10 protein-coding genes are annotated in these 13,415 nt (G+C 66.6%); all 10 read right to left on the bottom strand.

Annotated features, from left to right (window positions below; translation table 11 throughout):
* Position 1: 1 nt before the first annotated feature.
* Complete coding sequence (gene modA / locus ACX9OT_RS03205; RefSeq protein WP_459000887.1) at positions 2–745, bottom strand: molybdate ABC transporter substrate-binding protein; 744 nt, start codon at positions 743–745, stop codon at positions 2–4.
* 19 nt (positions 746–764) lie between these two features.
* A complete protein-coding gene (locus ACX9OT_RS03200; protein ID WP_012511268.1) occupies positions 765–1,541 on the bottom strand; it encodes a helix-turn-helix domain-containing protein in 777 nt (258 codons plus the stop codon).
* A gap of 11 nt (positions 1,542–1,552) precedes the next feature.
* Positions 1,553–2,767 (bottom strand): oxygen-independent coproporphyrinogen III oxidase, encoded by a 1,215-nt coding sequence (locus ACX9OT_RS03195; RefSeq protein ID WP_459000884.1) that lies wholly within the window; start codon positions 2,765–2,767, stop codon positions 1,553–1,555.
* Between the two features lie 150 nt (positions 2,768–2,917).
* A complete protein-coding gene (locus tag ACX9OT_RS03190; RefSeq protein WP_014037437.1) occupies positions 2,918–4,249 on the bottom strand; it encodes an MFS transporter in 1,332 nt (443 codons plus the stop codon).
* 23 nt (positions 4,250–4,272) lie between these two features.
* Positions 4,273–5,172, bottom strand: coding sequence for a peptidylprolyl isomerase (locus ACX9OT_RS03185; protein ID WP_132810265.1), 900 nt, complete (start codon positions 5,170–5,172; stop codon positions 4,273–4,275).
* A gap of 3 nt (positions 5,173–5,175) precedes the next feature.
* Positions 5,176–5,883: a respiratory nitrate reductase subunit gamma gene (gene narI / locus ACX9OT_RS03180; protein WP_010485313.1), complete on the bottom strand. Its 708-nt coding sequence runs from the start codon at positions 5,881–5,883 to the stop codon at positions 5,176–5,178.
* The gene (narJ, locus tag ACX9OT_RS03175; protein ID WP_459000880.1) at positions 5,880–6,560 is read right to left on the bottom strand and encodes a nitrate reductase molybdenum cofactor assembly chaperone; all 681 of its coding nucleotides are present in this window, start codon (positions 6,558–6,560) and stop codon (positions 5,880–5,882) included. Before narJ ends, narI begins: the two co-directional genes overlap by 4 nt.
* A complete protein-coding gene (gene narH, locus ACX9OT_RS03170; RefSeq protein ID WP_012511273.1) occupies positions 6,560–8,104 on the bottom strand; it encodes a nitrate reductase subunit beta in 1,545 nt (514 codons plus the stop codon). The genes narJ and narH overlap by 1 nt, the downstream gene beginning before the upstream one ends.
* Positions 8,104–11,859, bottom strand: coding sequence for a nitrate reductase subunit alpha (locus tag ACX9OT_RS03165; RefSeq protein WP_459000878.1), 3,756 nt, complete (start codon positions 11,857–11,859; stop codon positions 8,104–8,106). Before ACX9OT_RS03165 ends, narH begins: the two co-directional genes overlap by 1 nt.
* 72 nt (positions 11,860–11,931) lie before the next feature.
* The gene (locus tag ACX9OT_RS03160; protein ID WP_459000876.1) at positions 11,932–13,350 is read right to left on the bottom strand and encodes a NarK family nitrate/nitrite MFS transporter; all 1,419 of its coding nucleotides are present in this window, start codon (positions 13,348–13,350) and stop codon (positions 11,932–11,934) included.
* Positions 13,351–13,415: the final 65 nt, after the last annotated feature.

Raw genomic sequence — 13,415 nt, 5'->3', positions numbered from 1 at the left:
CTCAGGGCTTGCCGAACCCGTGCTTGGCCAGGATCGCCTGGCCCTGCGTCGAACGCACGAAGGTGGCGAAGCGTTTGGCCTCGGCCGGCTGCGCGCTGGCCTTGGTCACCGCCAGCGGATAGGCGATGAGCCCCGCCACCGGCACCGCGAAGGCACGACGCACGCGGTCGGGCATCGCCTGCGCATCGGTGGCATAGACGAAGCCGGCATCCACTTCACCGCGCGCCACGTAGTCCAGCGACTGGCGTACGTTCTGCGTGGTGATGACCCTGCCCTGCACCGACGGCCACAGGCCCGCCGCTTCCAGCGCGCCCTTGGCGTAGCGACCGACCGGCACGCTGTCCGGGTTGCCCAGTGCGATGCGCTGCACGCCGGCACCGGCCAGGTCCTTCAGGGTACGCGGCGCGGCCTTGGCCTGCGGCGGCACCACCACCCACAGCGCGTTCACCGCGAACACCTCGCGGGTACCTGCGGCCAGCAGATCCTGCTGTTGGGCCTGGTCCATCGTGGTTTCATCGGCCGACGCGAACACATCCACCGGCGCGCCACGGCTGATCTGCTGCAGCAGCACGCCGGACGCGGCGAAGTTGAAATCGACCTTGGTCCCCGGGTGCGCCTTCTCATAGGCGGCGCCCAGTTCGCGGAAGCTCTCGGTCAGGCTCGATGCCGCCGACACCGTCAGCTCGACCGCCCAGGCCGGCATCGCAGCCAGCAGTCCCAGCAACAACAGTCCAGCTCGCTTCATCGTCGGCTCCCGGCCAGGTTCAGTTCGGATCGGATTCGTCGGCCACCGCGAGCGCCGCCAGGCGCTCGGGCTGCAGCAGCAGGATCTCGCGCTGCTTCACCGCGATGATCCCATCATCGCTCAGGCGGCGCAGCACGCGGCTGGCGGTTTCCGGCGCCATCCGCAGGTAGTTGGCAATCTCGGTACGCGCCATCGTCAGGTTGAAGCGCGTGGCTGAAAATCCACGACGCGCGTAACGCTCGGACATGTCCAGCAGGAAGGCCGCCATGCGCTCTTCGGTACGGTGATTCGCGGCCAGCGTGGCGACCTTGCCGATCTCCGCACTGAGCAGGCTGAACAGCTTGGCCTGCAGCCCCGGCATGCGCGTGGCCAACAGGCTCAGCTTGGGGAACGAAATGCGGCACAGGTGCACGGTATCCAGCGCCACCGCATTGCAGGGGAAGCGCGAGCCGTGGATCGCATTCAGGCCGATCACTTCGCCCGGCAGGCTGAAGCCCAGCACCTGCTCGTTGCCCTGGCTGTCATCGACGAAGGTCTTGACCATGCCGGCGCGTACCGCGGCGATCGAATCGAACGATTCGCCGGCGCGGAAGATGTAGTCACCCGCATGGAACGGGCCGACGTGGTCGACCAGGACGTGCAGGTCGCCCAGCGCGGTCTTGTCGTAACCCTGGGACATGCAGGCATCGGAAAATGCACAGGTGCTGCAGAAGTGCAGCGCGTCGCCGTCATCGGCGGCGGCGGGGTTCGGCGTGGCCCGGCCGAGGCGACCCTGGGAAGGCGGAGTTGAAGACATCGGGGCAGGACTCAAACGATGGCGGCCGCCGGCCGGAAGCATGCGGCCATCATACGCCACAGCAACCGCCCTTCTTCGGCCAGCCGCAGCACACGAGCATCCCACTGCGCCCAGCCGCGCGCCAGCAGCGGCGACAGCGCCGGCAGCTGTTCGGCGAAGCATTCGTCGAACGGTTCATCATTGCGCCACTCGAAGGCGGCCGCATCGAGCGCATGATCGCAGGCGATGCTCTGTGCCACCTCGGCCGCCATCCGCTCGTCCTCGGACAGGATCAGGCCCGCGGCCACGCCCATGTGACCGGACTGCAATCGCGCCCGCCATTCGCCCAGCTCGTCCTCCAGCCGGTAGAACACTTCGCCGATCTGGCTGCAGGCGGACAGGCCAAGCCCGATGAAATCACTGCGGTCACGCCGTGGCACGCCGGCCAGGTCGCAGTGGCGCTGGCCATCGCCGGGCCCATGTGGGTTGGGCAGGTCGCCGCGCTGGTAGTGATCACCACCGATCGGTTCGTAACTGGCCGCGCGCAGCAGGCGCCAGGCCTGCAGCCAGTGCGCCGCCGAGGGATCCCGTGGCAGCGCACACGGCGCCGGCAGCAGGATGCGCTCAGGCGCTTCGGCCAGCACCTCATGCAGCCGTTCGATGAAGCCGGTGTCCTCGCTACCGGGCACCCGCAGCTGGTAGTAGCGCGCAGTGAAGCCGACCTGCCGCGCCTGTGCCAGCAGAGTCGGCCCCGGCGCATCGGCACGGTCGATCACGTTCAGGCGGGTGCACCCCACCGCGCGCAGCTGCGCCGGTGACAGCGCGCTGCCGGCGTCCAGCCGCACTTCCACCTGCGGCCGCGCCACCGTGCGAAGGTGCTGCGGCACGGCGTCCAGCAGCTGGCCCAACTGCGGCGGCGGCAACGTCTCGGCCAAGCCCAGCTGCAACACCATCGCCACCACTTCGCGGTCCTCGGCCAGGGCATCGGCCTGCAGCTGCAGGGCCAGCAGCAACGTGTCCAGATACGCCTGTGGCGGCACATCGCGCCCGCCACGACCGGCCTGGAAGCCGAGCGTCAAGCCACGCGGGATCAGGTGCTCATTGCTGGCGCGCACGGCGGCGCGCCAGCCGCTTTCGCCAAACCCGGTGCTGAACTGGTCAGCCGCCGGGAACAGCACATGCCGGGGCTGCCGCAGCAATGCTGCCTGCAGCGCAGTGTCCTCACTCTCATCGACGTGGAAGCTCATGGCACACATCTTCGGGCGTTCCTCTTCGCGTGGCCCTGATTGAAATCAAGCGTGGCGCATCGGTCGGTTCATGCCGGCCAGCGGCCGGCACTACCAGGCGCCGCGTGGCTCACCGCATTGGTAGTGCCGGCCGCTGGCCGGCAACCCCGTTCACCTGCCACGCACCCGCTCGGCGGCGGCCGCATCGATGGCTTCGGGCAGGTCGGTCTCGCGGTCGATCTGCGGGAAGTGACGGCGCTCCATGCGGCGAATAGCAAAGTGCATCCACGCCAGTGCAGCCGCCACCAGCACGAACAGCAGCATGAAGCAGCTGCTCCAGATGCCCACGGCGTCGTTCAATGCCCCGAACACGATCGGCAGGATGAAGCCACCCAGGCCGCCGATCATGCCGACCACACCGCCCACCGCACCCACGTGCTGCGGGTAGTACACCGGAATGTGCTTGTAGACCGCGGCCTTGCCCAGCGACATGAAGAAGCCCAGCACGAACACCAGCACGGTGAACATCACCACGCCGATGGCCAGATGGAAGTGGATCGGGCCATGGATGCCCTTCACCACGTACTCGGTATCCGGGTAGGCCAGCAGGAAGGTGCAGATGGCCGACACGCCGAAGGTCCAGTACATCACCCGGCGCGCACCCATCCGGTCCGACATCCAGCCACCGACCACGCGGAACAGGCTGGCCGGGATCGAGTAGCACGCCGCCAGCATGCCCGCGTGGCCCACGTCCATGCCGTAGGCGCCCACCAGGTAGTGCGGCAGCCACAGCGCCAGAGCCACGAAGCCACCGAACACAAAGAAGTAATACAGCGAGAACCGCCACACCTGCAGGTTCTTCAGCGGTGCCATCTGCTCGGCGAACGGCACCGGCTTCACGCCCTCGCGGCGGCGCTGCTCCAGCGACGGATCTTCCTTGCTGAAGAGGAAGAACAGCACCGCCGTGACCGCCAGCGCGACCGCCCAGACCTTGGCAACCATGGTCCAACCCGCGGCCACCATCACCAGCGGCGCCAACAGCTTGGTCACCGCCGAGCCGATGTTGCCGGCACCGAAGATGCCCAGCGCGGTGCCCTGCTTGCTGGCCGGGAACCACTTCGACACGTAGGCCACGCCCACCGAGAAGTTGCCGCCGGCGATGCCCACGCACAGCGCGGCGATCAGGAACTGGGTGTAGGTCTGCGCATAGGTCAGCATCCAGGTGGCCACGGCGCCACACAGCATCACCAGCACCATCACCTTGCGGCCACCGAACTGGTCGGACCAGATGCCGAGGAAGACGCGGCTGACCGAACCGGTCAGTACCGGCGTGGCGATCAGCAGGCCGAACTGGGTGTCATTCAAACCGAGCTGCTGGCTGATCTGGATGCCGATGATCGAAAAGATCATCCACACCGCGAAGCACACGGTGAAGGCAAACGTGCTCAGCCACAGCGCACGTTGCTGCTGCCCGGCACTGGCGGGGGCAAGGGCCTGGTTCATGGGGTCTCCTCGTTCAATGGGGGTCAGCCGATATCCGCGTCGGCTTCGATCTCGTCCAGCCCGCGCACCGGGTAGCGTTCCTGCAGCTGCAGCAGGTAGGCCTGCACCTCGCGCTGGCGTACCTGCAGTTCCAGGTAATCACGCAGCTGCGGCAGCACCGCCTCGAACGGCTGCGGCTGGCCTTCCTCGCGGGCATCGACGCAGACCACGTGGTAGCCCCAGCGCGATTCCACCGGGAAACCGGCTAGGCCCTCGCGCAGGCGGAACACCTGGCGGTCAAACTCCGGCGTGGTCTGCCCGCGCTGCAACCAGCCCAGGTCACCGCCCTCGCTGCTGGAGGGGCAGCGCGAATGACGCAGGGCGAAATCGGCGAACAGGTGCGGCGACTCCTTCAGCAGTCCGACCAGCCGCTCGCCTTCGGTGCGTGCGGCAAATCGCCCGGCCACGTCGTCGGCCGGCGCCGCCAGCAGTATATGGCGCAGGCGCACGCGATCGGGCGAGCGGAAGCGCTCCGGGTTCTGTTCAAAGTAGCGGCGGCAGTCCTCATCGGTCGGCACGCGGTCTTCGATCGCGTCTTCCAGCAGTTGCTGGATCAGCACTTCCTCGTCGCTGACCCGGTTGCCCTCCGGCGCCTGCAGGCCCAGCCGCTGCGCTTCCAGGCGCAGCAGCTCGCGCACCACCAGTGCACGCGCCGCTTCGGCGCGTGACTGTTCCGGGCGCATCGCCCGGTGGTGCTGCATCTCGCGGGCGATGTCGGCCTCGCTGATCGCGGTCTCGTCCACGAACAGCCGGCACGGTGCCGGCTGCCCGAGCGAGCGCGGCCCCTGCTCCGCCGCGTCGTGGTGATGCGAATGCGCCTCGGCAGGCACCGGTGCGGCGGAGTCGATCACGGTGATCGGCAGGAATTTCGGCAGGTTGCCCATGGCTTACTCCCGCGGACCGTAGCGCAGCGTGGCCTGGCGGCGGCGCACCACCTGGTACGGCCTCCACAGGTAACTGATCGGAATGCTCCACACGTGCACCAGGCGGGTGAACGGCGCGATCAGGAACAGGGTCAGGCCCAGGAAGATATGCATCTTGTAGACCCAGCTGACGCCCTCGATGTAGTCGGCGGCACCGGCGCGGAAGGTCACGATGTGCTGCGCCCATTCGGCCAGCTGCACCATCACCCCACCATCCAGGTGGCCGGACGAGATGCGGATGCTGTACAGGCCCAGGCACAACTGTGCGAACAGCAGCACCAGCACCAGCGTGTCACCGAAGCTGCCGGTGGCCCGTACCCGCGCATTGAACAGCCGGCGCACCAGCAGGATGCTGATGCCGATGAAGCACAGCGCGCCGAACACACCGCCGACCACCATCGCCAGCATCTGCTTCTGCGACGAGGTGATGAAGTGCTCGTACACCGCATGCGGGGTCAGCAGGCCGACCAGGTGGCCACCGAGGATGGCCAGGATGCCGATGTGGAAGCAGTTGCTGCCGATCCGCATGCCCTTGTCCGACAGCATCTGGCTGGAGCCGGTGCGCCAGGTGTACATGGCCTTGTCGTAGCGGGCCCAGCTGCCGATCAGCAGCACCGCCACGGCGATGTACGGGTAGTACTGGAAGGCGAATTGATGCAGGGAGTAACTCATGGCTGGACCTCTCGATGCGAAGGACGGGCCGGTGAACGCACGGGCGGCTTGCAGTCTTCGGCAGGGGCTTCGGCGCCGAAGCGCACCGCCTCCTCCTCCCACAAGCGGTCCATGGCCTCGGCGGTATCGTCGCGGACTTCCTCGCTGGCACGCTGGCGCAGCGCCTGCAGATCGGCCTTGCCGTCGCCGGCTTCGACCAGGATCTCGAACAGCACCCGGTGCGGCAGCCCACGCTCGGCGGCACGCGCCGCCAGCATCCCGGCGATATGGCCGATGTGGTGCAGCCACTCGCGGGCCTCGCTGCCGGGGCGATGGGCCAGGAACTCCAGCAGCAGCGGCAGGTAGTCCGGCAACTCGCGCGCATCCAGTTCGAAGCCGTTGCGGCGGTAGGTCTCGACCAGATCGACCATGGCCTGGCCGCGGTCGCGCGATTCGCCATGGATGTGTTCGAACAGCAGCAGGCTCATCGAGCGGCCACGGTCGAAACTGGCCAGCCACGCCGCCTGCGCATCCAGCGCATCGGTGTCCAGCAGCTGCTGCACGAAGCTGCGCAACTGCTGGCGGCGGGCGGCATTCAGCGCCGGGTCGTCGCAGGCGGCGAGCAGTTCCTTGCCGTGCTCCCACAGTTCCTCGCGGGGGTAGTCCAGCAGCACCCCGACCAGCTTGAGCACGCTCATCACACCACCTCCTTGCGGCGGTGGTTCGGGCCCTTGTCCACCACGAAGGTGGTGCTCTTGCGCTGGCCGAACAGGTCGGCCGGGCTGTCACCATTGCAGCCGTTGCCGAAGGTGAAGCCGCAGCCGCCACGCTCGCCGAAGGCATCGTTGGCGTACTCGCGGTGGCCGGTCGGAATCACGAAACGGTCCTCGTAGTTGGCAATGGCCAGGTAGCGGTACATCTCTTCCACCTGGGCGATGCTCAGTCCGGTCTGTTCCAGCACGGCGGTGTCTTCCACGCCGTCCACGTTCTTGGCCCGGCGCCAGGCACGCATCGCCATCAGCCGCTCCAGCGCACGCACCACCGGCGCCTCGTCACCGGCCGTCAGCAGGTTGGCCAGGTAACGCATCGGAATACGCAGCGAAGCCACGTCCGGCAGCTCGCCGCTCATGCCCACGCGGCCACGTTCGGCGGCGGACTGGATCGGCGACAGCGGCGGCACGTACCAGACCATCGGCAACGTGCGGTATTCCGGGTGCAGCGGCAGCGCCAGCTTCCAGTCGATCGCCAGCTTGTACACCGGCGACTGCTTGGCCGCATCCAGCCAGCTGTCCGGGATGCCCTCCTTGCGCGCGGCGGCGATCACCGCCGGATCGTTCGGGTCCAGGAAGATATCCAGGTGGGCCTGGTAAAGGTCCTTTTCGGCGGCCACCGAAGCGGCCTCGGCGATGCGGTCGGCGTCGTACAGCATCACGCCCAGGTAGCGGATGCGGCCCACGCAGGTCTCCGAGCACACCGTCGGCTCACCCATCTCGATGCGCGGGTAGCAGAAGATGCACTTCTCGGACTTGCCGCTCTTCCAGTTGTAGTAGATCTTCTTGTACGGGCAGGCCGACACGCACATGCGCCAGCCGCGGCACTTGTCCTGATCGATCAGCACGATGCCATCTTCCTCGCGCTTGTAGATCGCACCCGAGGGGCACGCCGACACGCACGCCGGGTTCAGGCAGTGCTCGCACAGGCGCGGCAGGTACATCATGAAGGTCTTCTCGAAGGCGCCGTAGATCTCCTTCTGCACCTGGTCGAAGTTGTAGTCGCGCGAGCGCTTGCTGAACTCCGAGCCGAGGATCTCCTCCCAGTTCGGGCCCCACTCGATCTTCTGCATGCGCTCGCCACTGATCAGAGAGCGCGGCCGCGCGGTGGGCTGGTGCTGGCTGTCCTTGGCGGTGTGCAGGTTCTGGTAGTCGAAATCGAATGGCTCGTAGTAGTCGTCGATCTGCGGCAGGTCCGGATTGGCGAAGATCTTCGCCAGCATGCGCCAGCGGCCACCGGCGCGCGGCACCAGCTTGCCGGCGCGGGTGCGTACCCAGCCGCCGTTCCACTTGTCCTGGTTCTCCCATTCCTTCGGGTAGCCGATGCCCGGCTTGGTTTCCACGTTGTTGAACCAGGCGTACTCGACACCCTCGCGCGAGGTCCAGACGTTCTTGCAGGTGATCGAGCAGGTATGGCAGCCGATGCACTTGTCCAGGTTCAGCACCATCGCGATCTGTGCACGGACCTTCATCACACCACCTCCTTGCTGGCCGATGCCGAAGCACCAGCGGGCTGTTCATCGTCCAGCCAATCGATCTTGTCCATCTTGCGCACGATCACGAACTCGTCGCGGTTGGTACCGCAGGTGCCGTAATAGTTGAAGCCGTACGCCAACTGCGCGTAGCCGCCGATCATGTGGGTGGGCTTGAGCACGATGCGGGTCACCGAGTTGTGGATGCCACCGCGGGTCCCGGAAATCTCCGAGCCCGGCACGTTGATGATGCGTTCCTGGGCGTGGTACATCATCGCCATGCCCGGCATCACGCGCTGGCTGACCACCGCACGCGCGGCAATCGCACCGTTGACGTTGAACAGCTCGATCCAGTCGTTGTCGACGATGCCGGCGCTGCGCGCGTCGTCCTCGCTGATCCACACGATCGGGCCACCGCGCGACAGCGTCTGCATGATCAGGTTGTCGCTGTAGGTGCTGTGGATGCCCCACTTCTGGTGCGGGGTGATCCAGTTCAGCACGATCTCCTTGTTGCCGTTCGGGCGCTGGTTCAGCAGCGGCTCCACCGTGCGCGTGTTGACCGGCGGCCGGTAGCCCATGAAGGCCTCGCCGAAGTCGATCATCCACTCGTGGTCCTGGTAGAACTGCTGGCGACCGGTCACCGTGCGCCACGGAATCAGCTCGTGCACGTTGGTATAGCCGGCGTTGTAGCTGACGTTGTCGTCCTCCAGGCCCGACCAGATCGGCGAGGAAATGATCTTGCGCGGCTGTGCCTGGATGTCACGGAAGCGGATCGCCTCGTGCTCCTTGCCCACCGCCAGGTGGGTGTGCTCGCGGCCAGTGAAGGTGCCCAGCGATTCCCACGCCTTCACTGCGACGTGGCCATTGGTTTCCGGTGCCAGGTGCAGGATCACCTCGGCCGCGTCGATCGCGGTCGAGATGGCCGGGCGGCCCTGGCTCACGCCCGCGTCGTGCACGGTGTGGTTGAGCTTGCCGAGGAATTCGACCTCGTGCTTCGTGTCCCAGCTCATGCCCTTGCCGCCGTTGCCCAGCGTGTCCAGCAGCGGGCCCAGCGAGGTGAACTTGCGGTACAGGTTCGGGTAGTCGCGTTCCACCACCGTCATCGACGGCATGGTCTGGCCCGGGATGGCCTCGCACTCGCCCTTCTTCCAGTCGGCCACGCCGAACGGCATGCCCAGCTCGTTCGGGGTGTCGTGCAGGGTCGGCACCAGTACCAGGTCCTTCTCCACGCCCAGCACACCCGGCGCCATCTCGCTCACCGTGCGGGCGACCTCCTTGAAGATCTCCCAGTCGCTGCGCGATTCCCAGGCCGGGTCCACCGCCTTCGACAGCGGGTGGATGAACGGGTGCATGTCCGAGGTGTTGAGGTCGTCCTTCTCGTACCAGGTCGCGGTCGGCAGCACGATGTCCGAGTACAGCGCGGTGGTGCACATGCGGAAGTCGAGCGTGACCAGCAGGTCCAGCTTGCCTTCCGGTGCCTCGTCACGCCACGTCACTTCCTCCGGCTTGATCGCCCCCATCTCGCCCAGGTCCTTGCCCTGCAGGCCATGGCGCGTGCCGAGCAGATGCCGCAGCATGTACTCGTGGCCCTTGCCCGACGACCCCAGCAGGTTCGAGCGCCAGATGAACATCATGCGCGGGTGGTTCTGCTGTGCATCTGGATCGGCAAACGCGAAGTCCAGCGAGCCGTCCTTGAACTTGCCCAGCGCGTAGTCGGCCGGGGCCACGCCGGCCGCTTCGGCCTCGCGCGCCAACTGCAGCGGGTTGCGGTCCAGCTGCGGGGCACACGGCAACCAGCCCATGCGCACCGCGCGCAGGTTCAGGTCGGCCAGGCTGCCGCTGTACTTGCTCGCATCCGCCAGCGGCGACAGCAGTTCGTCCACCTGCAGCTTCTCGTAGCGCCACTGCCCGGTGTTGAAGTAGAAGAACGAGGTGCCGTTCATGTGGCGCGGCGGCCGGCTCCAGTCCAGGCCGAACGCCAGCGGCTGCCAGCCGGTCTGCGGGCGCAGCTTCTCCTGGCCCACGTAGTGCGCCCAACCACCACCGGTCTGGCCCACGCAACCGCACATGATCAGCATGTTGATCAGGCCGCGGTAGTTCATGTCGTTGTGGAACCAGTGGTTCATGCCGGCGCCGACGATGATCATCGAACGGCCATGGGTCTTGTCGGCGGTACGCGCGAACTCGCGGGCGATCTCGATCACTTCCGCACGCGACACGCCGGTGATGCGTTCCTGCCAGGCCGGGGTGCCCGGCACCATGTCGTCGAAGCTCGATGCCACGTTGCCGCCGCCAAAGCCACGGTCCACGCCGTACTGGGCCAGCAGCAGGTCGTAGACCGTGGCCACCAGGGTCTCGCCACCCTCGGCCAGGGCCAGGCGACACACCGGGATGTTGCGCTCAAGCACGTCGTCGGCCGGCGCGGCAGTCCAGCCGTCGGTCTCGATGCCACCGAAGTACGGGAAGCTGACCGCCTCGATGCCCTCATGGGCGTCGGCCAGGCTCAGCCGCAGGCGCGTATCGGCGCCCTTGCTTTCCTTCTCCTCGATGTTCCACTTGCCCTTCTCGCCCCAGCGGAAGCCGATCGAGCCGTTGGGCACCACGATCTGGCCGCTGTTCTCGTCGTAGGCCAGCGTCTTCCAGTCCGGGTTGTTGGCTTCACCCAGCCCGCCCAGTTCACTGGCACGCAGGAAACGGCCCGGCACCAGGCGGCCGTCGTCGCGGCGCTCCAGGCGCACCAGCATCGGCATGTCCGAGTACTGGCGGCAATAGTCCTGGAAATACTGCGAGGGCGAATCCACATGAAACTCGCGCAGGATCACATGGCCGAAGGCAAAGGCCAGTGCCGCGTCGGTGCCCTGCTTGGGGTGCAGCCAGTGGTCGGTCAGCTTGGCCAGCTCGGAATAGTCCGGGCAGATCGCCACCGTCTTGGTGCCGTTGTAGCGCGCCTCGGTGAAGAAATGGGCATCGGGCGTACGCGTCTGCGGCACGTTCGAGCCCCAGGCGATGATGTAGCGGCTGTTGTACCAGTCGGCCGATTCGGGCACGTCGGTCTGCTCGCCCCAGATCTGCGGCGAGGCCGGCGGAAGGTCGCAGTACCAGTCGTAGAAGGACAGGCAGGCGCCGCCCAGCAGCGACAGGTAACGCGCGCCGGCGGCGTAGGACACCATCGACATCGCCGGAATCGGCGAGAACCCGACCACGCGGTCCGGGCCGTACTGCTTCACCGTGTACAGGTTGGAGGCGGCGATGATCTCGTTGGCCTCTTCCCACTGCAGGCGCACGAAGCCGCCCATGCCGCGGCGGGTCTTGTACGAACGCGCCTTCTCCTTGTCCTCCACGATGCTGGCCCAGGCATCGACCGGGCCCTTGCTCTTCCGTGCTTCGCGCCACAGGCGCAGCAGCGTGCCGCGGATCAGCGGGTACTTCAGCCGGTTGGCGCTGTACAGGTACCAGGAATAGCTGGCGCCACGCGGGCAGCCACGCGGTTCGTGGTTGGGCAGGTCCGGGCGCGTACGCGGGTAGTCGGTCTGCTGGGTCTCCCAGGTGACCAGGCCGTTCTTGACGTAGATCTTCCAGCTGCACGAACCCGTGCAGTTCACGCCGTGGGTGGAACGCACGATCTTGTCGTACTGCCAGCGGGCGCGGTAACTGTTTTCCCAGTCACGGCCCTCGCTCTTGGCGAATCCGTGGCCATCGGCAAAGGTCTGGGGGTCACGCTTGAAGAACTGCAAGCGATCGAGGAAATAACTCATCGGGGGTCTCCCTTTGCGGACATCGGCATCGTGGCTGTGTGTGTCATCTGGCTGCGGTGCGTTTTCATGTCGTCAGCAGGGTGTCTCGGCACCGCGCCGGTAGTACCACCACCAGGTCACGGCCAGGCAGGTGACATAGAAAACAACGAATCCGTACAGCGCCATGTCGGGGCTGCCGGTCAAGGTGATGGACGAGCCGTAGCTCTTGGGAATGAAGAAACCGCCATAGGCACCGATCGCACCGGAGAAACCGACCACCGCGGCCGACTCGATGCTGGCCTGGTGCGCGGCCGTGGCCTTGCCTTCGGCGTTGTCGTTGGCCGACCAGCGCTCATGCAGGGTGCGGAAGATCACCGGGATCATGCGGAACGTAGTGCCGTTGCCGATGCCACTGAGCACGAACAGCGCCATGAAGCTGAGCAGGAAGCCATGGAAGTTGCCGCCCTGGCCGTGGCTGGGCAGGAAGTGCAGCACGCCGAACACCGCCGCGATCATCAGCGCGAACACCCAGAAGGTCAGGCGTGCGCCGCCCCAGCGGTCGGCCATGCTGCCACCCACCGAGCGCATCAATGCGCCCAGCAGCGGGCCGATGAAGGCGTAGGCCAGCGGGTTCACGTCCGGGAACTGGCTCTTCACCAGCATCGGGAAGCCGGCCGAGAAACCGATGTAGGAACCGAAGGTGCCGATGTACAACCAGCACATCAGCCAGTTGTGCTTGCGGCGGAAGATCACCGCCTGCTCGGAGAACGACGAGCGGGCGCTGGTCAGGTCGTTCATGCCGAACCAGGCCGCGATGGCGCACAGCGCGATGGCCGGCACCCAGATGAAGCCGGCGTTCTGCAGGAACAACGGCGCCCCGCCCTCCGCCGTGGGCTGCGGTGCACCACCCAGCGCACCGAACACGCCCACGGTGATGACCAGCGGGATCACCGCCTGCGCCACCGACACGCCCACATTGCCCAGGCCGGCGTTCAGGCCCAGCGCCAGGCCCTGCTTCTGCTTGGGGTAGAAGAAGGAGATGTTGGACATCGACGACGAGAAATTCGCGCCACCGAACCCGCACAGGATCGCGATGGCTACGAACACCCCGTACGGCGTGGCCGGGTCCTGTACCGCAAAGCCGAGCCAGAGCGTCGGCGCCAGCAGCGAGGCCGTGGACAGCGCGGTCCAGCGGCGGCCACCGAAGATCGGAATCACGAACGAATAGAAGATGCGCAGCGTGGCCCCGGACAGGCTGGGCAGCGCCACCAGCCAGAACAGCTGGTCGGTACTGAAGTTGAAGCCGATCTTCGGCAGGCTGATCGATACCGCCGAGAACAGCACCCAGACCGAGAAGGCCAGCAGCAGCGAGGGAATCGAGATGACCAGGTTGCGGGTAGCGACCCGCTTGCCGGTGCGCGCCCAGTAGCCGGGGTCCTCCGGCGTCCAGTCGCTGATGACGCGACCCGGACGGGCAGTGCTGCGGACAACAGGATCGCTACCGACGGTCATACATGGCTCCAAGGCTGTGGAATGACGTGGGTACTGCGTTTCAAGTTGTGACCCGTCGTCATGCA

The organism is Stenotrophomonas genospecies 3 (assembly GCF_054473855.1).
Note: the sequence above shows the minus strand (reverse complement) of the source record. Positions and strands in the feature narration are given on the sequence as shown.

Bases quoted from the DNA above. Each gene is read 5' to 3' on its own strand.
- ACX9OT_RS03165 (WP_459000878.1), bottom strand. From the start codon at position 11,859: ATGAGTTATTTCCTCGATCGCTTGCAGTTCTTCAAGCGTGACCCCCAG.
- narH (WP_012511273.1), bottom strand. From the start codon at position 8,104: ATGAAGGTCCGTGCACAGATCGCGATGGTGCTGAACCTGGACAAGTGC.
- narI (WP_010485313.1), bottom strand. From the start codon at position 5,883: ATGAGTTACTCCCTGCATCAATTCGCCTTCCAGTACTACCCGTACATC.
- narJ (WP_459000880.1), bottom strand. From the start codon at position 6,560: ATGAGCGTGCTCAAGCTGGTCGGGGTGCTGCTGGACTACCCCCGCGAG.
- ACX9OT_RS03200 (WP_012511268.1), bottom strand. From the start codon at position 1,541: ATGTCTTCAACTCCGCCTTCCCAGGGTCGCCTCGGCCGGGCCACGCCG.
- ACX9OT_RS03160 (WP_459000876.1), bottom strand. From the start codon at position 13,350: ATGACCGTCGGTAGCGATCCTGTTGTCCGCAGCACTGCCCGTCCGGGT.
- ACX9OT_RS03190 (WP_014037437.1), bottom strand. From the start codon at position 4,249: ATGAACCAGGCCCTTGCCCCCGCCAGTGCCGGGCAGCAGCAACGTGCG.
- ACX9OT_RS03185 (WP_132810265.1), bottom strand. From the start codon at position 5,172: ATGGGCAACCTGCCGAAATTCCTGCCGATCACCGTGATCGACTCCGCC.
- modA (WP_459000887.1), bottom strand. From the start codon at position 745: ATGAAGCGAGCTGGACTGTTGTTGCTGGGACTGCTGGCTGCGATGCCG.
- ACX9OT_RS03195 (WP_459000884.1), bottom strand. From the start codon at position 2,767: ATGAGCTTCCACGTCGATGAGAGTGAGGACACTGCGCTGCAGGCAGCA.